The sequence below is a fragment of the Streptomyces sp. DvalAA-14 genome (assembly GCF_900091855.1).
GTDB lineage: Bacteria > Actinomycetota > Actinomycetes > Streptomycetales > Streptomycetaceae > Actinacidiphila.
Genome location: NZ_FMCH01000145.1, coordinates 1 through 21,156 on the forward strand (window position 1 = coordinate 1; position 21,156 = coordinate 21,156).

At 71.8% G+C, this 21,156-nt stretch carries 18 protein-coding genes; 11 read left to right on the plus strand and 7 right to left on the minus strand.

All coding sequences use genetic code 11. The annotated features are described in order from the left end of the window. Positions 1–211 precede the first annotated feature (211 nt). The 3 genes from GA0115240_RS06840 to GA0115240_RS06850 all read left to right on the plus strand — a co-directional run bounded on the left by GA0115240_RS06840 (position 212) and on the right by GA0115240_RS06850 (position 1,912). Positions 212–634: a roadblock/LC7 domain-containing protein gene (locus tag GA0115240_RS06840; RefSeq protein ID WP_093735758.1), complete on the plus strand. Its 423-nt coding sequence runs from the start codon at positions 212–214 to the stop codon at positions 632–634. A 49-nt stretch (positions 635–683) separates the two neighbouring features. Beyond that, the gene (locus GA0115240_RS06845) at positions 684–1,040 is read left to right on the plus strand and encodes a DUF742 domain-containing protein (protein ID WP_093735759.1); all 357 of its coding nucleotides are present in this window, start codon (positions 684–686) and stop codon (positions 1,038–1,040) included. A gap of 104 nt (positions 1,041–1,144) precedes the next feature. Continuing rightward, positions 1,145–1,912: a class I SAM-dependent methyltransferase gene (locus GA0115240_RS06850; protein ID WP_093735760.1), complete on the plus strand. Its 768-nt coding sequence runs from the start codon at positions 1,145–1,147 to the stop codon at positions 1,910–1,912. Positions 1,913–2,131: 219 nt separating this feature from the next. Here GA0115240_RS06850 and GA0115240_RS06855 read toward each other — a convergent pair whose 3' ends face one another. The 3 genes from GA0115240_RS06855 to GA0115240_RS06865 all read right to left on the minus strand — a co-directional run bounded on the left by GA0115240_RS06855 (position 2,132) and on the right by GA0115240_RS06865 (position 5,121). Then, positions 2,132–3,286, minus strand: a complete 1,155-nt coding sequence (locus tag GA0115240_RS06855) for a sialidase family protein (protein WP_093735761.1) — start codon at positions 3,284–3,286, stop codon at positions 2,132–2,134. Next, positions 3,274–4,182 (minus strand): RICIN domain-containing protein, encoded by a 909-nt coding sequence (locus GA0115240_RS06860; RefSeq protein ID WP_237554667.1) that lies wholly within the window; start codon positions 4,180–4,182, stop codon positions 3,274–3,276. Before GA0115240_RS06860 ends, GA0115240_RS06855 begins: the two co-directional genes overlap by 13 nt. Positions 4,183–4,341: 159 nt before the next feature. Next, positions 4,342–5,121 carry a helix-turn-helix transcriptional regulator gene (locus GA0115240_RS06865; protein WP_346267923.1) on the minus strand — a complete coding sequence of 260 codons (780 nt, stop codon included), beginning with the start codon at positions 5,119–5,121 and terminating at the stop codon, positions 4,342–4,344. Positions 5,122–5,568: 447 nt separating this feature from the next. On the opposite strand from GA0115240_RS06865, the gene GA0115240_RS36080 reads away from it, so the two are divergent. From GA0115240_RS36080 to GA0115240_RS06880, 3 genes are all read left to right on the plus strand, one after another. Continuing rightward, complete coding sequence (locus GA0115240_RS36080; protein ID WP_141708754.1) at positions 5,569–5,931, plus strand: fascin domain-containing protein; 363 nt, start codon at positions 5,569–5,571, stop codon at positions 5,929–5,931. 281 nt (positions 5,932–6,212) lie between these two features. Next, a complete protein-coding gene (locus tag GA0115240_RS06875) occupies positions 6,213–6,755 on the plus strand; it encodes an RDD family protein (RefSeq protein WP_093735765.1) in 543 nt (180 codons plus the stop codon). A 266-nt stretch (positions 6,756–7,021) separates the two neighbouring features. Beyond that, positions 7,022–7,456 (plus strand): VOC family protein, encoded by a 435-nt coding sequence (locus GA0115240_RS06880; protein ID WP_093735766.1) that lies wholly within the window; start codon positions 7,022–7,024, stop codon positions 7,454–7,456. 57 nt (positions 7,457–7,513) lie between these two features. Here the strand turns inward: GA0115240_RS06880 and GA0115240_RS06885 are convergent, their stop codons facing one another. Continuing rightward, positions 7,514–8,278: a YoaK family protein gene (locus tag GA0115240_RS06885; protein ID WP_093735767.1), complete on the minus strand. Its 765-nt coding sequence runs from the start codon at positions 8,276–8,278 to the stop codon at positions 7,514–7,516. A 707-nt stretch (positions 8,279–8,985) separates the two neighbouring features. Between GA0115240_RS06885 and GA0115240_RS06890 the strand changes: the two genes are divergently transcribed. After that, complete coding sequence (locus GA0115240_RS06890; RefSeq protein ID WP_237554668.1) at positions 8,986–11,355, plus strand: protease pro-enzyme activation domain-containing protein; 2,370 nt, start codon at positions 8,986–8,988, stop codon at positions 11,353–11,355. Between the two features lie 106 nt (positions 11,356–11,461). Here the strand turns inward: GA0115240_RS06890 and GA0115240_RS06895 are convergent, their stop codons facing one another. Then, a complete protein-coding gene (locus GA0115240_RS06895) occupies positions 11,462–12,421 on the minus strand; it encodes an aldo/keto reductase (RefSeq protein ID WP_093735768.1) in 960 nt (319 codons plus the stop codon). An 80-nt stretch (positions 12,422–12,501) separates the two neighbouring features. On the opposite strand from GA0115240_RS06895, the gene GA0115240_RS06900 reads away from it, so the two are divergent. The 4 genes from GA0115240_RS06900 (at position 12,502) to GA0115240_RS06915 (ending at position 18,466) form a co-directional block, all read left to right on the plus strand. Further along, a complete protein-coding gene (locus GA0115240_RS06900) occupies positions 12,502–14,898 on the plus strand; it encodes an XRE family transcriptional regulator (protein WP_093735769.1) in 2,397 nt (798 codons plus the stop codon). 104 nt (positions 14,899–15,002) lie between these two features. Further along, positions 15,003–15,701: an alpha/beta fold hydrolase gene (locus GA0115240_RS06905; protein WP_093735770.1), complete on the plus strand. Its 699-nt coding sequence runs from the start codon at positions 15,003–15,005 to the stop codon at positions 15,699–15,701. A 182-nt stretch (positions 15,702–15,883) separates the two neighbouring features. Then, positions 15,884–16,726 carry an alpha/beta fold hydrolase gene (locus GA0115240_RS06910; RefSeq protein ID WP_093735771.1) on the plus strand — a complete coding sequence of 281 codons (843 nt, stop codon included), beginning with the start codon at positions 15,884–15,886 and terminating at the stop codon, positions 16,724–16,726. Positions 16,727–17,089: 363 nt separating this feature from the next. Further along, the gene (locus GA0115240_RS06915; RefSeq protein ID WP_256069587.1) at positions 17,090–18,466 is read left to right on the plus strand and encodes a ricin-type beta-trefoil lectin domain protein; all 1,377 of its coding nucleotides are present in this window, start codon (positions 17,090–17,092) and stop codon (positions 18,464–18,466) included. A 131-nt stretch (positions 18,467–18,597) separates the two neighbouring features. Here the strand turns inward: GA0115240_RS06915 and GA0115240_RS06920 are convergent, their stop codons facing one another. Beyond that, positions 18,598–20,052 carry an oxygenase MpaB family protein gene (locus GA0115240_RS06920; protein ID WP_237554672.1) on the minus strand — a complete coding sequence of 485 codons (1,455 nt, stop codon included), beginning with the start codon at positions 20,050–20,052 and terminating at the stop codon, positions 18,598–18,600. 143 nt (positions 20,053–20,195) lie between these two features. Further along, complete coding sequence (gene uppS / locus GA0115240_RS06925; protein WP_093735772.1) at positions 20,196–20,909, minus strand: polyprenyl diphosphate synthase; 714 nt, start codon at positions 20,907–20,909, stop codon at positions 20,196–20,198. Between the last annotated feature and the right edge of the window lie 247 nt (positions 20,910–21,156).

Below are 21,156 nucleotides of genomic sequence, written 5' to 3' on the forward strand. Positions count from 1 at the left end.
GCGCCCGGCGAACCTGATGAGGGATCGGCTGTCGAACTTCCACCAAGGCGTCAGGCAGGGCAAGGACGGGGCCGACCGTGACGGGCACGGCCGGTCGCCGGGCGGATCGGCGCCGCTGTGAGCGGGCGGCCGGCTCCCTCGTCCTCCGTGTTTCCCCGGTCCGCAGCGCCGTCGGACGACGTCCTCGGCAGCACAGGAAGCAGTCCCAGCCATGAGCGATCTCAGCAACGAAGCGCAGAACCTGAACTGGCTCATCGCCAACTTCGTGAAGCAGGTGCCGGGAGTCGCGCACGCGGTGGTCATCTCCTCGGACGGCGTCCAGCTCCTGGCCTCGGCGTCCCTGCCCAAGGAGCGGGGCGAACAGCTCGCCGCGATGGCCTCGGGCCTGGCGAGCCTGACGCAGGGCGCGGCCACGCTGTTCGAGGCCGGCGTGGTCGCCCAGACCGTCGTCGACATGGAGAACGGCTTCCTCTTCCTGATGTCGATCAGCGACGGCTCCGTTCTGGTGGCGCTGGCCTCGCCCACCTGCGACATGAAGGTCGTCGGTTACGAGATGACCTTGCTCGTCGAGCGGACCGGCGACGTGCTCACCCCCGCCGTGCGCAGGGAACTGCAGAACGCGCTGGCCGACTGAGACCCGGCGCGATCGGCCGTCCGCATCACACCCGGAAGGACGTGCGTTCGTGAGTGCAGACCGCAGGCGCGACTCGCCGTTCGTCCGTCCGTACGCCGTCACCCGCGGCCGGACGACAGCGCGGACCGACTTCGCCCTCGAAGCCCTGGTCGGCACCACCGCGCTCGCCTGGGAGAGCGGCGCGCGGTTCTTCCCCGAGCAGCAGGCGATCTGCCGCCTGTGCACGAACCTCACCTCGGTGGCCGAGATCTCCGCGCTGCTCAACATCCCGCTCGGCGTCACCCGCGTGCTGGTGAGCGACCTCGCCGAGAGCGGCTTCGTCAACGTCCAGCAGCCCTCGTACGCCGGGGGCCGGCCGGACGTGACGCTGCTGGAGCGGGTGCTCACCGGGCTGCGCGGCCTCTGAACCCCCGGGCCGGGCCCGGCTCCGGCTCCCCGCCGTCCCGGCTCCGCTCCCTCTCTGTTCCCGGCCGCACGACGGCCTGCCTGCCCGACGACCTACGGAGTGCCATGCCCGAACTGCCCAGCCTCGCCGTGTCCTTCGGGGCCGCGGCGCAGGACTACGACCGCTACCGGATCGGCCCGCCGGCGCATGCGCTCGACTGGCTGCTGCCCGCGGACTGCCCCTCCGTGCTGGACCTGGGCGCCGGCACCGGTCTGCTGACCCGCCGGCTCGCCGAACGGGTCGGGGACCTCGTCGCGGTCGAACCCGATCCCCGTATGCGGCAGGTGCTGGCCGGCGCGTGTCCGCGGGCGACGGTGCTCGACGGGACCGCCGAGCACATCCCGCTGCCGGACGCGCGGGTGGCCGCGGTCACGGTCTCCGCGGCATGGCACTGGATGGACCCGGCCGCGGCGCTTCCGGAGATCGCCCGGGTGCTCAGGCCGGGCGGGACGCTCGGCATCCTCTACACCCGCCGGGACCGGAGGGTGCCGTGGCTGGACGGCCTGGACGCCTACGTCCACGAGGAGATGGGGATCGACGACAGGATCGGGAACCTGATCCGGCGGATGTACGACAAGCCGTGGCTGCCGGCCGGCGTGCCGTTCACGCCGCCGGAGGCGAACGCCGTCACCTGGACGGCCGCGCTGACCGTCGAGGAGGTCGTCGCCATGTTCGCCACCTACAGCAGGTTCATCGCCCTGCCGGACGAACGCAAGCGCGAACTCGCGGACCGGATCGAGGTGAAGGTCCGCGAGACGGCGGAGATGCGGGACGGCCTGGTCGAGCTGCCCATGGTCTGCTACTGCTGGCGCACCCGGCTGACCGCCTCCTGATCCTGCCCTCGCCTCGGTGCTCACGGGCGCCGGCCATCACGTCCCCCACCGGGCGTTCGTACCTGCCGGCCGGTGGCCGTCGCACTGCCGCGCGTACCAGTTCTGCAACCCGTCACGGAGGTGCCACGAGTCCGCAGCGGCCTCGGCTGCGGCGCCGTGTGCGGGCCCGCACCCCCCGCCCGCGGACCGCGGGCGGGGGGTGCGGAGGTCGGCGGGTGGTTATCCGGCGGCGGCGGAGATGTCGAGGGTCCGGACCCTGATCCGGGAGGTGTCGAACTCCCAGACGACGAAGTACTTGCCCGGCGCGTACTCGTCGGCCATCGGGTAGGTGTCCCAGCCGCGTCCGGTGCCGGCCGGCGTCGGGTCCCAGTCGGCGGACGAGCCGTCGGCGAAGAAGGCGGCGGTCCAGGACTGCCCGGCGGGCCGGATCTTGTAGTCCAGGATGTCTCGATCGCTCGCGTCCAGACCGCTGTTGTAGATGTAGAGGTACGTTCCGTCGCTGTCCTTGGTGAAGAAGTCCCGGGCGATGTTGTGGCTCGGCAGGTCCGGGTTCGGCGCGAAGTCCGTCCAGGTCGCGCCGCCGTCGGAACTCGTCGCCTGCTGGGCCGCGTCGGTGGTGCCGCTGCGGGCGACCATGACCAGATGCCGTGCGTCCACCGGCGCGCTCGGGTCGTCGTCCTGCGCGAGGGCGAGCTGGTTCTCGCCGGCCAGGACGGCATTGCCGTTCGACACGTGTCCGCGGTCCGTCCACGTCGTCAGGTCGTCGGAGAAGAGCACACCGTTGCGCCGGCCGCTCGACCAGTAGGGCATGACATAGGCGCTGTCCGCGAGCTGGACCGGGCGACCGGAGAGGATGATGTTGTCGAGCTGGGGGAACGCGTGGGGGTTGTCCTCGTGCCAGGTGTGGCCCCCGTCGGTGCTGCGCTTGACGACGATCGTGTTGATCGGATTGCCGTTGGTGCTGGTGGCGGCCGTTCCACCGAGGTAGGCGAAGACCTCGTTGCCCCGGTTGTAGAGGAGCACGTACTGCCAGGCCGTCCCGCTCGTCTCCTGGGCCAGTGTCATGGGACGGCTCCAGGTGGTACCGCCGTCGACGGTGTAGGCATACCGGATTTCGCCTTGGTCGACCGTGCCGGGGACGACCCCCTCGCGCCAGGCCACCACCGAATCGCTCGCGCTCGTGGTGGCGATGTCCGGCGTCCGGGTGCCGTCGCCGAAGCTCTCGGTGTCCGTGTAGACGGTCACCCCCTCCGCCGGGATCGCCGCCGCGGCGGCGGAGGCGGCCGACCGCGGCAGCAGGACGCCGGTCACGACGGCGAGGACCAGCACGATCAGGAACGCGGACCAGGCCCGCCCGCGGGTCACCACATCCATTGCTGGTCCTTGTTCTCGGAGCAGGTCCACTGGATGGCCTCCGTGCCCTTCGTCGGGCTCGAGTCGGGAATGGACAGGCACAGGCCGCTGTTCTCGTTCACCAGCCGGTCGAGCCCGTCGTGCACCCAGACCTGTTCCTGGCCGCTGCCGCACGGCCACTCGATCACGTCGGCGCCGTTGGTCTTCGTCGCGCCCGCCAGGGCCAGGCACTGGCCGCTGCCCAGGTTGACCACCTGGTCGCCGCCCGGGACGGCCTTGAGGCCCCAGTAGTTGCTCCGGCTGACGCTGCAGGTCCACTGGATCATCGTGGTCCCGCTGGCCGTGGTGGTGCTGGGGTCGGCCAGGCAGTACCCGCTGTTCTGGTTGAACAGCCGCGCGTAGACGGGGGCCTGGACGGGCTCGGCCCACACCCACCGCTCGTTGAGGTTGTCGTCGCAGGGCCACTGGATGATCTCGGTGCCATCGGTGGTGCTGGAGCTGGGCACCGCCAGGCACCTGCTGCTGTTCACGTTCCACAGCCGGCCCCAGCTGTCCTTGGTCCAGAGCTGGTCGGTGTTGGTGGAGTCGCAGGGCCACTGGATCGCCTGGGTGCCGTCGGCCATGCTGGAGTCGGGTATGGCGAGGCACTTCAGGCTGTTGGTGTTGACGATCGCGAGCCGGTTGCCGTCACCGCCCGCGACGGGCGTGAGCACCCAGTCCTGGTCCGTGTTCTCGTTGCACTGCCACTGGATGAGCGGGGTGCCGTTGGCCACGCTGGAGTTGGGCACGGCCAGGCACTTGCCGGTGGCGAGGTTGGTGAGGTTCTTCCCTTCGGGGTCCGCGCCGGCGGAACCGGCCGAGGCCACCGTGAACACCACGGTGACGGCGACCGCGAGTACCCATCTGAGGATTTTCATGACCATGTGGTGAGCAGTCCCTGGGTAGTCCCTGAGTGGTCCCTGACGTGGTCGGTCCCTGCGTCGGAGCTGTCCTGCTGTGCTGCCCGACCAGGATGCGGGCCGCTTCCCCCGGCTGTCGTTAGCACCGGGTCCACGGGGGACTTCGCAGCGCGTCCACTACTCCTCGCGTCCGGACAGCGCCCGGGCCCGGGACTCCCTGGGCGAGATCCCGTAGGCGGTGCGGAAGGCGCGGGTGAAGTCGGAGGCGCGCGGCAGCCCCCAGCGCGCGGCGATGACATGGATCGGCGTGGCCCGCAGGGCCGGGTCCGCCAGGTCGCGGCGGGCGCCTTCGAGCCGCTGGCCGCGGATCCAGGCCGCCACGGTCTCGCCCCGCCGCTGCTGCTGGAAGATACGGTGCAGATAGCTGAGCGAGATGTGGTGCGCCGCCGCGATCGCGGGGGGCGTCAGTTCCGGGTCGTGCAGATTCTGCCGGATGAACGCCAGCAGGCTTTCCACGGTGGCCCGCTGGTAGGTCTCCTGGGTCACGCCGGCCTCCGCCTCCAGCAGTTGGGCGAACCAGGCCGACAGCAGGTCGAGCAGGACCCGGCCCACGCGGGGGGCGTCGGACGGCCGCAGCGTGGCGGCCTGCCGGTCGAGGCCGGCGAGGAACTCCGCCAGCAGCGCGCCGACGCCCTCCCGGCCCGACAGGGGCCTGCCCAGCAACTCCTCGACCCGGTCGGCGGGCACGGCCAGCAGCGCCTTGGGAAAGTCCACCCCCACCGCCCGGACGGCGCGGCGCTCGCGGCCGTCCCGCGCCTGCGCACGGTACGGCCGCGAACCGTCCGTCAAGTGCAGGACGCGCGGCCCGAACGTGCCGGCCCGCCCGGAGGGGTCCGGCGCCGGCCCGTCGTCGAGCAGCAGTGTCAGGCGGTACAGCTCGAACGCGGACCGGGGCACCGTTCGGGGGCTCCACCGCAACCGGGCCGGCCGGAGCGACGACGGCCAGACCGTCACCGGCCCCAACTGCATGGACCCCATCCGTTCCCCCCTGTGTCCCGTTCCCCACCCGGCACCCGCCCCGGGACAAGCTGAAGCGGGCGGACTGCCGCCATCGGGAACGGTCCGCCAAGGGCGCATGGCGCTACGGTGAACGGTTGGCGATGAAAGCGGAATGACCGGGCCCACCGGCGTCGAGCGGCTCGGAGACGGCCCCGGTTTTCCGGACCGCGCCGGGGCAGCCGCGCGGGATTGACCCGAGGATTGGTCCAGTCCTATCCCCCACGGGGAGTCGAGTCACATCGATGGCCCCCGTCCGCAGTCGTGAACGGCGCGCGGGAGCGGTGTGGCGCACAACCGACCACGAGGGCTCCTTCCCCCCACCAACCGTTCGTGAGAGGCATCGCCATGGACCGACGGAGTTTTCTGACGCGTGGAGCCGCGCTCGCCGCAGCCGGCATACCCGCGCCGACCGCGGGAACAGCGCAGGCCGCGAGTGCCGCCGCCCCGGCGGCGACCCTGCCGCCGCGGCAGGAGGTGGTCCGCACCGAGAGCGCCGAAGACGCCGGCGCCTCACTCCTGATCCCCAACCGCACCACCGCGCAGGCGCGGGAAACCTTCGAACCGGTCACCAATCGCAACGGGTCCACGAGCCTGCGCGCGCAGGCCAACGGCAAGTACGTCACGGCGGCGGCGGCCGGCGCCTCCGCGCTGATCGCCGGCGCCGCCACGATCGGTACGTGGGAGCAGTTCGACCTCGTCGCGCTGTAACACCGCGGTGCGCGGGGCAGGTGTCCGCCGCACGCCCGCACGACGTGGCGGGCACCTGTCGGGCGGCCTCAAGCCGCCCGCGGCGCCCGGCGCGCGGGCCGCAAAGCTCCCACGCCGGCCTGACGTTCCATCAGGTCGCACCTCCGCCGGGACCTCATACGCCTATGGACCGGCACATACCGCGCCCGCCGACGCCGCCGACCGACACGATCACCACTCCCGCCAACAGACCAGCGGAATAGGACTATGACCTGGTCTTATTTACTGCTTTACTCACCGGCATGAGTGAGAACACGCCATCTCCCTATGGCAGCACTCCGGGGGGACAACCCGGACCGTACGGCCAGCCCGACCCCTACCCGCAGGGCGCGTACGGCCAGCCCGGCGTTCCGTCCTACCCGGGCGGCGGCCCAGAGGACCCGAATGCCTACGGCCAACAGCCCACCGGCATGCCGCCGCTGGCCAACTGGGGCTGGCGCGCCCTGTCGTATCTGGTCGACTTCGTCATCATCCTCGTGCCGTACCTGATCGTGCGCTGGGTCGCGGGTGTGCTGCTGTCGTACCTGGTCGCCCTGGTCGTCACCGTGCTGTTCTCCTACATGGAGGGCACCACCGGTCAGACGCCCGGCAAGAAGGTGGTCGGCACGCGGACCCTGCGCGAGGCGGACGGCCAGGTGCTCGGCTTCGGCCTGGCCCTCGGCCGGAGGCTGCTGCACATCCTGGACGCGGTCCCCTGCTACCTCGGCTTCCTGTGGCCCGCATGGGACAAGAAGAAGCAGACGTTCGCCGACAAGATCGTCTCCTCCGTCGTCATCAAGCCGTAACTCACCTGGGGCGCCTCCCTGTTGACCGGGGAGGCCGCCCCTGCCCAAAGCCTGGGCGCCTGGCGCGAGGACACACGACCCCGGTGGACCCCGTGATCACGCCTCGACAGCCGGCTCAACGCCCTGGACAGCATGGAGCAACTCGGCCCGATGTCCGTGGTGTCGGGGCACAAGCGCGACGGCGGCCCCGACAGCCCCGCCGCACCCGCCGCCTGACCCGCGGCTCGGTGCCCGGCGACGGCGCGAAGGGCGGATAAGGTGAGCCGATGGAACCGCGTATCAGTCTGATCACCCTGGGTGTCTCCGACCTCGGACGGGCCCGGTCGTTCTACCAGGCCCTCGGCTGGCAGGGGCAGACGGCGCAAGAAACCGTCTTCTTCCAGGCCGGCGGCCTCGCGCTTGTCCTGTGGGACCGCCACAAGCTCGCGCTCGACGGCGGCCTCACGGATGATGAGCCGGCTGGGTTCGGCGGGATCGTACTCGCGCACAACGTGCGCTCCCCGGCCGAAGTCGACGAGCTCATCGCGACAGCCGAGCGGGCGGGCGCCACCGTGACGCGCCCCGCGGCCACGACGTTCTACGGCGGCTACGCGGGAGTCTTCACCGACCCCGACGGCCATGCCTGGGAGGTGGCTCACAACCCGTCCTTCCCGCTTGCCGCGGATGGCTCGATCACCGTCACCGACTTCGACAGCCTGTAGTTCGCCGCCCGGCCGGCCCACGACGGTGGGACCGCCCCCTCCCAGCGGCTGACGTCATCACGGCGTCCGCCGCCGGCCGGCCGTGGCGCGGCCACCCTTGAGCCGGTGGTGCGCCAGAAGGGCCACGGTCCACGCCCCCGCCGCGACCGATCCCAGCGCCGCGGCGGGCGAGACATGGTCGACCAGCTGGGCACCGACGATGACGCCCGACACGAGGGCGCAGACGCTCAGCGCCTGGAACGTCAGGGTCACCGACCAGGCCGTACCGATCGCCTCGACCAGCCCCACGATGGCCCGGGTCATCACCGTGGTCGTCATCCCCGCCATGCCGATCCGGCCGGCCAGGGCGTTCTGCATTCCCATGGCCGTCGCGGCGACCGCGAGCAGCACACGGAGGGGCGCGTCCGCGGGGTCCGGGCCGGCGGCGGCCGAGAGCGCCGCGGACGCCGAGAGCAGCAGGGCCTGCCAGACGACGCTGTCCCGGACGAGTGCGACCGGCTTCCCCTCCCGGCGGGTGGGGACCCGCGCCACCAGCACACCGAGGACGAAACCGCCCAGCGCCGAGAACGACGACGCCAGGGCCGGACCGGGCGCGCCCGCGAGTCGCAGGCTGGTGAAGACCACGTTCCCCGTCATGTTGGCCACGAAGACATGGCCGAGGCTGAGGATGCTCACCGCGTCGACAGCGCCGGACAGCACGGTGAGGGCCAGCAGCAGCAGGCGGACGTCGGCGTGCTCGGGGTCCGCCGTGATATCGCGCAGGGATGCCGCGAGTCGCTTGAGGGGCCGCTGGGGTCCCGGCTCCGGTCGGTCAGCGGCCATCGGGCACGACCTCCCATGGATCAGCCATTTCCCCAGACGGGACAGACGTTCCGGGTGGCCCTGCGGGACCTGACGGGTCGCCACGACGGTGGGAGCCGTCGCCGACGGACCGTCCGATCCGACACCGGTGGCTCATGTCCTGGCAAAGGGCGCAGATCGCCTGCTCCGGACGAATATCGCACCCGCGTCCGCGTCCGCGGCATCCGGCACGCCGATGGTGCGGCGGCTGCCGAAGCCGCTCCTCGTCCGCGGTGGGCCACGGCGTTCGCGCCACGGTCCGGCCGGACCCCGGCCGAGGCGGCAACGCTCCGCCCCGACCGGCGGCTCCGCTCACCCCCCGCCGTCGTCCCGACCGGTCCACCCCTTGAACTGCGCCTTGTGCGCCGCCGCGAAGTCCGCCTATGGTGACACCGTTGCCACCAAGTCTCCGCGTGTAGATGTCCGGTTCGATCTGTCATGTCCATGACATCTGCTATCCGTCAGTTGGGCACGACCGGCGGGTGTTCCGACCGATCCGTGGACACCCGGCGAACCCTTCGAAGATCAGCAAGTGCGCCACCGCTCACCCCGGTTCCGCACGGGCCGGGGGCACCCCACCGCTCCCGCCCCCGTGCCCGTGCATCTCGCAGAGAAGGTGTTCCTTGCACTCGTCTCCTTCCGCGCCCCGGCGCGGCCTCCGCAGGGCCGTCACGGCATCCATGACGACCATGGCACTGATAACCGCCGGCGTCGCCGCCGCTGCCGGTGCCTACGCCGCCCCCTCCCCCGACGCGAGCACCGCACGCACGGCGCTGGCCCAGAACCTCGCCCCCGCGCTGGGCCGATCCCAGGCCCAGGGCGCCGTCCCCGGCACCCAGCGCCTGTCGGTGGCCGTCAGCCTCAAACTCCGCGACAGCGCCGCACTCGACCAACTCATCACCGCGGTCAGCACCCCCGGCTCGGCGGACTACGGGCACTACCTGACGCCCGCTCAGTTCAACGCCCGCTTCGCCCCGGCGCAGGCCGACATCGACCGCGTGCGGGCCTACCTGCGCGACCAGGGCCTGACCGTCACCGCGGTCAGCGCCAACTCCCAGGTCATCGACGCCACCGGCCCGTCGTCCGTCGTCGAGTCGGCCTTCGGGACCCAGGAGGTCAACTACTACGACGCGGCGTTGAAGCGGCACTTCTACGCCAACACCAGCACCCCCACCCTCCCCGCGGACGTGGCATCCGCCGTACAGGGCGTCTCCGGCCTCGACAACCACACGGTGCTGCACCCCGACCTGGCCGGCGGCGCGGTGACACCGCACGCGACGCCGAGCGGCTTCGGCCCGAGCCAGTACGACGCCGCCTACCGGCTCAACCAGGTGGGCGCCGACGGCACCGGGCAGACCGTGGCGCTGTGGGAGTTCGACGGCTACAAGGCCTCCGACCTCACCACGTACAACACGCAGTTCGGGCTGACCGGACCGGCCGCCGCCACCGTCTCGGTGGACGGCGCCAACTACGACAGCCGCCCCGGCGACGGCCAGGTCGAAGTCGAACTGGACAGCGAGATCGTGCGCGGCGTCGCCCCCAAGGCGACCCAGCTGGTCTACGAGGCGCCCAACAGCGACCAGGGCGAGATCGACATGGCCGCCAAGATCGTGTCCGACAACCGCGCCTCGGTGATCTCGATCTCGTGGGGCGGCTGCGAGCGGGACACCACCTCGTCCGTCCGCACGGCCGTGGACAACTCCTTCCGGCAGGCCGCCGCGCAGGGCATCAGCATCTACAGCGCCTCCGGCGACGACGGCTCCCGGGACTGCGCCGGCTCCTCGACCAAGGCGGTCGACTACCCCGCCTCCAGCCCCTACGACACCGGCGTCGGCGGCACCACCCTCACGTTGAGCGGCGGCGCCTACGGCTCGGAGCGGGCCTGGAGCGACAGCGGCGGCGGCGTGTCCACCGTCTACGCCAAGCCGTCCTGGCAGACCGGCAGCGGCACCATGCGATCGGTGCCCGACGTCTCCTCCAACGCCGACTACCCCGGCTCCCCGTTCGCGGTGTACACCACCGGCGGCTGGACCGTGGTCGGCGGAACCAGCGCCGCGGCCCCGCTGTGGTCCGGCTTCAGCGCGCTCTACAACCAGAAGGCGCAGGCGGCGGGCAAGGCGCACCTCGGCGAGGCCAACCCGGCGCTCTACCGGATCGCCTCCGGCAGCGGATACGCCGCCGCCTTCCACGACATCACCGCCGGCTCCAACCAGGACTACAGCACCGCCACCGGCTACGACCCGGTCACCGGTGTCGGCTCCCCGATCGCCGACGGCCTCACCACCGCACTGCTGGGCGGCACCACCGGCGGGGGCGGCGGCAACACCGTGACCGTCACCAACCCGGGCAGCAAGACCGGCACTGTCGGCACCGCGACCTCCCTGCAGGTCTCGGCGACGGACTCCGCCTCCGGCCAGACCCTAAGCTACAGCGCCACCGGCCTGCCGCCCGGCCTGTCGATCAGCGCCACCAGCGGCCTGATCTCCGGCACTCCGACCACGGCGGGCACCTACACCGTGACGGTCACCGCCAAGGACACCACCGGCGCCTCCGGCAGTGCCGCCTTCACCTGGACCGTCACCGGCACGGGAGGCGGCGGCGGCTGCACCGCCTCCGGCCAGAAGCTCGGCAACCCGGGCTTCGAGACCGGCACCGCCTCGCCGTGGACCGCGAGCACCGGGGTGGTCGACAACTCCACCGACGAGGCCGCGCACTCCGGCAGCTGGAAGGCATGGCTCGACGGCTACGGCTCCACCCACACCGACACGCTCTCCCAGGCAGTGGCCGTCCCGGCCGGCTGCAGCGCCACCTTCACCTTCTTCCTGCACATCGACACCGCCGAGAGCGGCAGCACGGCCTACGACAAGCTCACCGTCAAGGCCAACGGAACCACGCTGGCGACGTACTCCAACGCGAACGCGGCAACCGGCTTCGTCCAGAAGAGCTTCGACCTGTCGTCCTTCGCGGGCCAGACAGTGACCGTGGCGTTCTCCGGCACCGAGGACTCGTCCCTGCAGACGAGCTTCGTCGTGGACGACACGGCGCTGACAGCCTCCTGACCCGGTGCACGGGCCTCGTACGCTGAACCCGTGCACTGACCCGGCGCACTGACCCCGCACGATCGGCACGGACGGTCCGCCCCGGCACCACGCCGGGGCGGACCGTTCAGTGGCGGGCGAAGAGGTCCGAGACCGCCGCGCGCTCGGCCGGATCGAGGTCCGTCGCCAGCGCCTCCCGTACGGCGTTCCACTGGCCGGTGGTGCTGGGCGCCACGATGGGTGCGGTGACCGACGGATGGGAGCGCAGCCAGGCCAGTGCCATGCCCGAGACGCCGATGCCCCGCTCGCGGGCCAGCGCGCGCAGCGCGGCCACCCGCCGCAGGTTGTCCGGCGTGTGCATGCCCGGGTAGTAGCGGTCGCCCGCCACCGCGATCCGGCTTCCGGGAGCCACGGCCCGCCCGTCCAGGTAACGCTCGGACAGCACTCCTCCTGCGAGCGGGGAGAACGGGGTGAAACCGAGCCCCTCGCGGGCGAGCAGCGGCAGGAGATCCCGCTCGGCCACACGGTTCAGCAGGCTGAAGCCGTTCTGCACCCACTCCGGGCGGTCAAGTCCGGTGGACGCGGCGGTCGAGAGGATCTCCTCCAGCTGGCGGACGTCGACGTTGCAGACGCCGAATGCCCTGATCGAGCCCGCCTGCCGGGCAGCGGTGAAAGCCTCCAGCGTCTCGGCGACCGGTGTGGAGGGGTCCGGTGCGTGGGACAGATACAGGTCGACACGTCCGAGGCGACCGATGCTCCGCTCCAGGTGCCGTTCCAGGTGGGCGCGCGACAGGTCGACTCCCTCCGGGGTGTTGCCCACCTTGGTGGCCACGAGGACGTCGGCGGGTCTCCGGGCGGCCAGCCACGCCCCCACCGTCCGCTCGCTCTCCCCTCCGCCGTAGCCGTCCGCGGTGTCGATGACGCGGACACCCAGGCGCGCCGCCTCGTCCAGGCGGGCCATGCCCTGCTCCGCGGTAATACCCTGCCCAAGAGTGGCGGCGGAGCTGCCCACGCCGCCGATCGAGCCCGCGCCGAAGATGAACTCGCTCGTCGAGATCCCACTGCGGCCCAGCTGTCGTATGAGCATGACGCAAGGCTACGGGTCCGCGCCGGGCGGTGCCGGAGCCAGCCGGTCCCGGGGGCGTCCCGGCGGGGAGGAGCCCGGGTATGTTTCCCGGTGGACGGGGATGTGACGAAAACCCGCGCGAGGCGGCGGCCGGGGAGGCTCCAGGGCTCGGCCGGCCGCTGTCCTTCGCCGCTGAGAAGGAGGGTGGCGCCATCACAGGGCGTCCCGGTTTCGGGCAGGTGCTCCGCGGTCACCGACGCGCGGCCCGCCTGACGTTGGAGCGGCTGGCCGAGATGTCGGGTGTCAGCGCCCGGACCCTGTCGGACATGGAGCGGGGGCGGAGCAGGGGGCCGCAGCACCGGACCGTGACCGCGTTGGCGGACGCGCTGTCGCTGGAGGGGGACGACCGCGAGCAGCTGGTCGAGCTGGCGCGCGACGGCCGGCTGGGGGACCACTGGACCCGCCGCAGTCGCCTGTGCGAACTGCCGCGACCGATCGAGGACTTCACCGGTCGTGCCGCCGAACTCGTCCGGACGACGGAGCTGGCGTACACCGAGAGTTCGCCCGGGGTCGGTGCGGTGGGCCTCGTCACCGGCTCGGCGGGCCTGGGCAAGACCACGTTCGCCGTCCGTGCGGCTCATCTGCTGCGGCCGAGTTTTCCCGACGGGGTCTTCTTTCTCGACCTGTTCGGCATGTCCCAGCGGCCGCTGGCCGCGACCGAGGCCCTGCGACTGCTGCTGCGTGCCCTTGGCGTCGCCGACCAGGACGTGCCCGCCGGCGCCCTGGAACGCGCCTCCCTGTACCGGTCGCTGCTGCGGGACAAACGGGTCCTGGTCGTCCTGGACAACGCCGGGTCCGAGGAGCAGGTACGCCCGCTGCTGCCGGGCGGCGGCGCAGCGAGGGCGCTGATCACCACCCGCCGGTTGCTCGCGGGTCTGGAGGGCGTGCGCAGGCTCGCGCTGCGGCCTTTGCCGGTGCCGGAGTCCACGGCCATGCTCACCGGGATCCTGGGCGAACGTTCCGCGTCCGGCGAGGAGTCGGCCCTCGCGCGCCTGGTCGAGCTGTGCGGCGGTCTGCCGCTGGCGCTGCGGATCATCGGCAGCCGGCTCGTCGGCCGACCGGAAGGAAAGGCCGCCGATCTCGCCGCCCGACTGGCGGACGAGGAGCGCCGGCTGGAGCAGTTCACGGCCGGCGACCTCACCGTCGCCAGTGCGTTCGGTGTGTCGTACGAGCAACTCGCGGACCCGGCGCGGCGCGTCTTCCGGCGGCTCGCCGAGGTCCCCGGCCGGGACGTCGGCGCCGGGCTGGCGGCTGTCGCCGGCGGCATGCCGATCGAGGACGCGTGGGAAGCACTCGACGATCTCGTCGACCTCGGCCTGCTGCAGGACAGCACCACGGGCCGTTACCGCTTCCACGACCTGGTCCGCCTGTTCGCCCGCGCCCGGCTCCAGGAGGAGGAGACCCCGGACGAGCGGGAGGCGCTGACGCGGAGGGTGACGTGGTGGCTGCTGAGGACGGCCACGACGGCCGGGCGGTGGTTCGAACCGGGCTTCGGCCGCCCCGACCGGCCCGATCCCGCTCTCGCCGACCTGCCGTCGGCGGAAGCGGCCGAGCGGTGGCTTCGGCTCAACGTGGACAACTGGCTGGGGGCGTTGCGGACCGCTGCGCGCGGCGGTCGGCACGCCCTTGTCCTCGACACCGCGCAGTCCATGCACTGGTTCGCCGACCGGTGGGTGCACAGCCCGCATTGGCACGAGGTCTTCGGGCTGGGCGCGGAAGCGGCCGCCGCCCTGGGCGATCCGGTCCAGCAGGCCGACCAGTTGAACCGTCTGGCCTGGCTCCACTGGGTGCCGCCCGGCGACCCGGAAAAAGCGCTGCGGTACGCGAGCGAGGCGTTGGAGCTGGCCGGCCGGCACGGCGCCACGGCGCAGGTCGCCTGGTCGCAACTCGGCTCCGGCCGGGCCCTGCTGCTGCTCGGGCGACTGGACGAGGCCCTGGTGTCGGCGTCCCGGTCGGCCGCGGCGTTCAAGGCCGTCGGCGACGTCGACGCCTACGCCCAGAGCCTGTCACTCATCGGCCACTGCCTGCGCGACGAGGGCCGCCACGCCGAGTCGCTGGAGCAGTTCCTCGCCTGGCTCGCCCTGGCCGACGAGATGACACCGAGCGTCGCGGTGCTGGGCCGGCCGTACGCGTTGATCCGGGTCGGCCAGTGCCTGGGAGCTCTCGGCCGCCGGACGGAGGCGATCGCCACCCTCACCGGGGCGATCGACATCCTGCGGTCCTGGCCCAACTTCCGGTTGGCCAAGGCCCTCGAGACCCTGGCCCTCCTGCTGGCCGAAGACGGCACGACCCACGAGAGCCGGCGCAACTACGCCCGGGCCGCGCAGCTCTTCACAACGATCGGTGACGAGGAGGCGAGCAGGCGCTGCCACGCCCTGGCGGCCGACCCGCGCCCCGCTCCCGGGGTCGGTGCGGCGCGACCGGCGGACCGCCGCTGAGCCGCCTGGTTCTGCCTGCTCTTCTGCGTGTTCCGGGCGCGTCGGTGCCACTTGACTGGACGTACCGGACAGGCGTCGGGCCTGTCCATCCGGTCAGGAGTGACATGACGACGATCAAGAACATCGTGCTCGTGCACGGTGGTTTCGTGGACGGATCGGGCTGGCAGGGGGTCTACGACCATCTGACCGCCGACGGCTACCGGGTGGCCGTCGTGCAGAACCCGACGCTGTCGCTGGCCGGGGACGTCGCCGCCACCCGGCAGATCCTGGACGGGCTCGACGGCCCGGCCGTGCTGGTCGGCCACTCCTACGGCGGTGTCGTCATCACCGAGGCCGGCACCCACCCGAATGTCGCGGCGCTCGCCTACATCACCGCCTTCGCCCCGGACAAGGGCGAGTCGGTCAACTCGCTGATCGCCGACCCGCCGCCCGGGGCGCCCGTCCCGCCGATCCTGCCGCCGCAGGACGGATACCTGTTCCTGGAGCGCGACAAGTTCGCCGCCTCCTTCGCCGCCGACGTCCCCGAGCAGCAGGCCGCCTTCATGGCCGACTCCCAGGTGCCCTGGGGCGTCGAGGCCCTCGAAGGCGCGGCCACCGAACCGGCCTGGCAGACCAGGCCGTCCTGGTACCTGGTCGCCACCGACGACCGCATGATCCCGCCGCCGGCCCAGCGCGCCATGGCCGAGCGGGCCGGCGCGACGGTCTCGGAGACGCCGGGCAGCCACGCCGTCTACGTCTCCCGCCCGGCCGTGGTGGCCGCCGTCATCGCCCAGGCCGCGCAGGGGCTCAACGGCCGCTCCTGACAGCGGACATCACCGGCGTACCGCGCCGGTGCACAGGGAGGCCCGGCACCTGCCGCCGGGCCCCCGAGGGCTGTCCCGCCATCCCCGGCGGGCGCACGACGACACCGACTGACGCCGGGCGCCGATCCACCGGAAATGACAGGACAGCCCGCAGACGGACATCCACCCCTTGAGGAGTTTTTGTGAGTCCTGAGTTCAGCCGCCGAAAGGTGCTCGCCACCGGTGTCGCCGTCGCGGGCACAGCAGCACTGATCGGACCGCTCTCCCAGCCGGCCTCGGCTGCCGAGCGCTCGCAGGTCAAAGCCAAGGCCAAGCCGACCGTGGTGCTCGTGCACGGCGGATTCGCCGACGCCTCCTGCTGGAACGGCGTCATCGAGCGGCTCCAGCGGGCCGGCTACCCGACCATGGCGCCGGCGAACCCCTTGCGCAGCGTGCCCACCGACGCCGCCTATCTCGCCAGCGTCCTCCAGTCGATCGGCGGCCCCGTGGTGCTGGTCGGCCACTCCTACGGCGGCGCCGTCATCACCAACGCCGCGGCCGGCCTGGCCAACGTCAAGGCGCTGGTCTATGTCGCCGCGTTCGTGCCCGACGTGGGCGAGCAGCTCGGCGTGCTGATCAACAAGTACCCCGGCAGTATCATCCAGGCCGGGACACGGCCGGTGCCCTACCCGGGCCCCGACGGCACCACCGGCACCGACCTCTACCTGGGGGCGGACGCGTTCCACGACGCGTTCTGCGCCGATCTGCCGGCCTCCACCACCCGCCTGATGCAGGCCACCCAGCGGCCCTTCAGCGCCAATTGCTTCACCGACCCCACCGCCGCGGCGGCCTGGCACACCATCCCCTCCTGGGGTCTGGTCGCCGGAGCCGACCAGGCCATTCCACCCGCGCTGGAGCGCTTCTTCTACCAGCGCGCCGGCGCCCGCGACGTCGTGGAGGTGCCGGGCGCGTCCCACGTCGCCATGATCAGCCACCCCCGCGTCACCGCCCGCCTCATCGAGGACGCCGCCAAGGCCATCAGCTGACGCCCGGCCGTACGCGGCGCCCGGCGTTGCGGCAGGTCACCGCCTGGACGACGCGCACGGCCCGGTGAGGGAAGCTGCCCCGGGGCCATTAGGAAACTTTCCTTACGACCTTGACGTCACGTCACCGTCGCTAGTTAACTCCTGCTGACGAAAGGCCGGACGCTGGACGGTCCAGCGCTCTCCTTGGCGGCCGGGGTCATCGAAACCCCGCTCGCCGACGTCCGACCCACCCCCACCTTTTACCTTTTCACCGCATTTCCGACCGCGGCCTTGGCGCGGCGGGCCCCTGACGTCTTCTGGGCCCCGCGGCGCGGGCGGTCCGCGGAAGAACCCCACGCTTCCGTCTGCACCAGGAGTAAACCTGTGACTTGGTCACGTAGAAGGAAACTGCTCGTCGCCTCCACGCTGCCGGTGGCAGCGGTGGCGATGAGCTTCTCCACTGCCGCCGCCTCCACCACCACCGCATCCGCCTCCGCCTCCGCCTTCCCGGCCAGCTACGCCGCGCCGTACCTCTACATCAACAGCGGGAACGCCGGCGACATGGCGGCCGACATGGCCGCCACCGGGCTCAAGAACTACACGCTGGCCTTCCTCGTCCCCCAGTCCGGCTGCACCCCGCAGTGGGGCGCCGGCGGCTCGGTGGGATCCTTCACCTCGCAGATCAACACGCTCAAGGCGGCCGGCGGCAACGTGATCCCCTCGTTCGGCGGCGAGCCGGACGGCAACAACCCCAACGAGATAGCGCAGACCTGCACCTCGGTCACCTCGCTGACCGCCGCCTATCTCAACATCGTGAACACCTACGGGGTCAACCGCCTGGACTTCGACATCGAAGGCAGTGTGATCAGCGACTCGGCCGCCAACACCCGGCGCAACCAGGCCCTGGCGGCCCTGCAGGCCGAGGACCCCTCGGTGCAGATCGACTACACCCTCGCGGTCGACCCGACCGGCCTGCCCTCGACGCAGCTCAACCTGCTGAAGGACGCCAAGAGCAAGGGGGTGAACGTCAACCTGGTCAACATCATGACCATGGACTTCGGTGACGGGCAGAACGCCTTCAACGACGCCGAGTCGGCCGCCAAGGCCACCGCCTCCCAGCTCGCCGGCGTGTACGGGATCTCCACGTCCGCCGCGTACGCCAAGATCGGGCTGACCCCGATCGCCGGGCAGAACGACGACAACGAGAACTTCACCCAGGCCAACGCCACCGCGCTGGAATCCTTCGCCGCCACCAACGGCGTCCAGGAGCTGTCCTTCTGGGAGGTCGACGGCTACGACAAGGGTACCGGCTACGCCTACTCCCGGATCTTCAACAAGATCACCGGGGGCACCACCACTCCCCCGCCGCCCCCGCCCACCGGCGGCGGCCAGATCACCGGCTACGGCGGCAAGTGCGTCGACGTCGCGGCCGCGAGCAGCGCCAACGGCACCGCCGTGCAGCTCTACACCTGCAACGACACCACCGCCCAGCAGTGGACCTCCTCCAACGGGACGCTCCAGTCGCTGGGCAAGTGCATGGACGTGGCGTCCGCCGGGACGGCGAACGGATCCAAGGTGCAGCTCTACGACTGCAACGGGACCGCCGCCCAGCAGTGGACGCACCAGTCCAACGGTGAACTGGTCAACGCCGGCTCGGGCAAGTGCCTCGACGCCACCGGCCCCAGCTCCGCCGACGGCACCCGGCTCCAGATCTGGACCTGCTCCGACAGCGCCAACCAGCAGTGGAACCTGGCCAGCTGACAACCGCTCGGCAGGTCGGCCCCGGCTGACCACGTCGACCGGCCGACCGCAGGAAACCGGTGAGCCCCGGACCGCCCTACCCGGCGGTCCGGGGCTCACCCGTCAGGTCCCGTCACCCGTTTCCGGGACGGTCATGCTCCGGCGAGCAACGGGTCGTAGGCGGTCGAGCGGTGGCGGCCCGACATGAAGGAGAGGAAGTCCTTCACGAAGGCGCTGCGCGAGTACCGGGCGTCGGCGCCGGCCACGGTGCGCCCGAACCCCGTACGGAACAGCGCCCGGTACTCGTCCGCGTCGATGAACTGATTGCCGTCCGTGTCCGTGGCGTCGAAGAGCACCTCGGCCACCCGGATCAGCGCGGGCCCGGCGAGGGAGGGGACGGCGGCTGCGTACTCCTCCTTGCTGATACGGCCGTCGCCGTCGATGTCGAGCGCCGCCTGGAGTTCCCGCCACCAGTCGGCGCAGGCGTTGTAGAGCCTGGTCTCCTCCGGTTCGTCCAGGTCCAGGCGGGAGGACAACTCCCTTGCCATGGCGGCGAGATCGGGCCAGTCCAGGTAGCCGTCCCCGGTCTGGTCCAGCACCGCGGTGAAGAACTCGTCGGCGCTCCGCCGGGGCGCGGTCTCCGCTGCCGGGCCACGCTGCTCAGGCAGGGACGTCACCAGCCGGAACAGGGCGCCCGCCTGCTTCATCCGGCCGCGCAGCGCGGTCACTGCGGCCGCTCCCGGATCGTCGGGGCCCGAGCGGTCCGAACGGCCCGAGCGGCCCGCGTCGTCGGAAAAGTCCGGTGACTGGAACAGCAGGTCGGCGACACTCCCCGTCGTCAGCCACGTGTCGGGCAGGAAGCGGGCCAGGCCGGCGGCCATATAGGCGCTCTGCATCAGGGTCTGCGCGCCGGGGATCTCCGGCAGTCCCGCCCGCCGGCGGAAGGGTTCGGGCAGGGATGCCACGGTGATCGTGCCGATGACCGGCCCGGCGAGCGTGCGGCCCGCCGCCCACACGGTGGGCAGGCCGTCCAGCAGCGGCGGCGCCGGCAGATGGTCGAAGAGCTTGTAGAGGATGATGCGCAGCGCTTCGGTGTCCTCCAGTTCCTCCTCGACCATGTGGTCGTAGTACGACCAGAACTCCCCGATGGTGGGTGGCAGTTGACCGCCGCCGTCGCCCAGCACCGTGTGAAAGGCCCGGAACTCGGCGTACAGCCGCTCCATCGTGCTCCGGTCGAGCGGCTGCCCGCTCAGCCGGCACATGGTGACGGAGCTCTCGAACAAGGTCGCGACCACCCAGGCGCGGACCTGGGGGTCCATCGCGTCGTACGGCCGGTTCCGCGCGTCGGTACCGTTCAACCGGGCGTGCATGCGGTTGAGCCGGGCCGCTTCCCGCTGCCGCGTGTAGTCGTCGTCGCCGAACATGCGCTGCAAGCTCACCAGGGTGTTGTGCAGCCGGCGCCACGGGTGCGCCACGAAGGTGGAGTTGTCGATCAGCGCGGCGCCGATCTGCGGGTGGGCGGCTTCCAGGACCGTGGCCCGGACCATGGCCAGCGCCCAGCGCGGATCATTGAAGAACCGGTGGAACTGCGAGTCGCGACCGAACAGCGACTCGGGCCGCTCCTCGGCGGCGGGGGCCGGCGGCGCGGGGCGGTCGGCGGCCGGGCGGGAAGAGCCGTCGGGGGCCGGGCCGTCGGCGGGGGCGGAGGTCGTGGCGCGCTTACGCCTGGGGCGACTGCTGGCGGTATCCGTCACGGGTGGGGTTCTCCGATCGCTTGCTGCATCACGCCCCCGAAACGGCGGTCGCGTTGCCGGTAGGTGTGCAGGCACTCCAGGAAGTGGGGTGCGCGGAAGTCGGGCCAGAGCACCGGCGGGAAGATCCACTCGGCGTAGGCCACCTGCCAGAGCATGAAGTTGGAGATGCGCTGCTCACCGGAGGTCCGGATGACCAGGTCCACATCGGGGGTGTCGGGAAAGGGCAGATGGGCGGCGAACTGCTGCTCGTCGACAACGTCCGCCGGCACCCCGCTGCGGATGAGGGAACGGGCCGCCTCGACGATGTCCCGCCGCCCGCCGTGGTCGAAGGCCACGGTCAGCGTCATCCCTCGGTTGGTCTCGGTCAGCGTCATCAGGTCGGCGAAGTCCCGGGCCAGTGCGGCAGGAATCCGCGGGTCGGCCACTCCGAGGAACCGGCAGCGGATGCCGCGCGCATGCAGCAGCAGCGCGTGTTTGCGTACGACGCGGCGCACCAGCCGCATGAGGAAATCCACCTCGTCGCCCGGGCGTTGCCAGTTCTCGGTGGAGAACGCGTACAGACTCAGCCAGCCCACCCCGGCCGCTCGCGCGGCCTCGATGATGTCGATCACGGTGGTCTCCGCCGCCACGTGACCCGACGTACGCGGCAGGGACCGGCGCGCCGCCCACCGGCCGTTCCCGTCCATCACACACGCGACGTGATGCGGCACAGCGCGCCGGTGCTCCTCCCCGGCAACCGGGGGCGGACCGGGACGCGGACGGGCCGGCGCCGGAGTGGAACGGCCGTTCGATTCCACCGCTACGCGCTCCCCGCTGCCGTCGCACTGTCTCCCACCGCGCGCCCCCTTTCGGCGGCCGCACCGCAGCGGTGGACCGGGCCACCAGGCTGCCCGCACCCGGTGCCGGACACGCGGCGATCCGCGCGCGTTCACTCCAAGGAGGTAGGTCGCTCCGGAT

Bases quoted from the DNA above. Each gene is read 5' to 3' on its own strand.
- GA0115240_RS06860 (WP_237554667.1), bottom strand. From the start codon at position 4,182: ATGAAAATCCTCAGATGGGTACTCGCGGTCGCCGTCACCGTGGTGTTC.
- GA0115240_RS06890 (WP_237554668.1), top strand. From the start codon at position 8,986: ATGGCACTGATAACCGCCGGCGTCGCCGCCGCTGCCGGTGCCTACGCC.
- GA0115240_RS36080 (WP_141708754.1), top strand. From the start codon at position 5,569: ATGGACCGACGGAGTTTTCTGACGCGTGGAGCCGCGCTCGCCGCAGCC.
- GA0115240_RS06850 (WP_093735760.1), top strand. From the start codon at position 1,145: ATGCCCGAACTGCCCAGCCTCGCCGTGTCCTTCGGGGCCGCGGCGCAG.
- GA0115240_RS06905 (WP_093735770.1), top strand. From the start codon at position 15,003: ATGACGACGATCAAGAACATCGTGCTCGTGCACGGTGGTTTCGTGGAC.
- GA0115240_RS06875 (WP_093735765.1), top strand. From the start codon at position 6,213: ATGAGTGAGAACACGCCATCTCCCTATGGCAGCACTCCGGGGGGACAA.
- GA0115240_RS06900 (WP_093735769.1), top strand. From the start codon at position 12,502: ATGTTTCCCGGTGGACGGGGATGTGACGAAAACCCGCGCGAGGCGGCG.
- GA0115240_RS06885 (WP_093735767.1), bottom strand. From the start codon at position 8,278: ATGGCCGCTGACCGACCGGAGCCGGGACCCCAGCGGCCCCTCAAGCGA.
- GA0115240_RS06855 (WP_093735761.1), bottom strand. From the start codon at position 3,286: ATGGATGTGGTGACCCGCGGGCGGGCCTGGTCCGCGTTCCTGATCGTG.
- GA0115240_RS06880 (WP_093735766.1), top strand. From the start codon at position 7,022: ATGGAACCGCGTATCAGTCTGATCACCCTGGGTGTCTCCGACCTCGGA.
- GA0115240_RS06895 (WP_093735768.1), bottom strand. From the start codon at position 12,421: ATGCTCATACGACAGCTGGGCCGCAGTGGGATCTCGACGAGCGAGTTC.
- GA0115240_RS06840 (WP_093735758.1), top strand. From the start codon at position 212: ATGAGCGATCTCAGCAACGAAGCGCAGAACCTGAACTGGCTCATCGCC.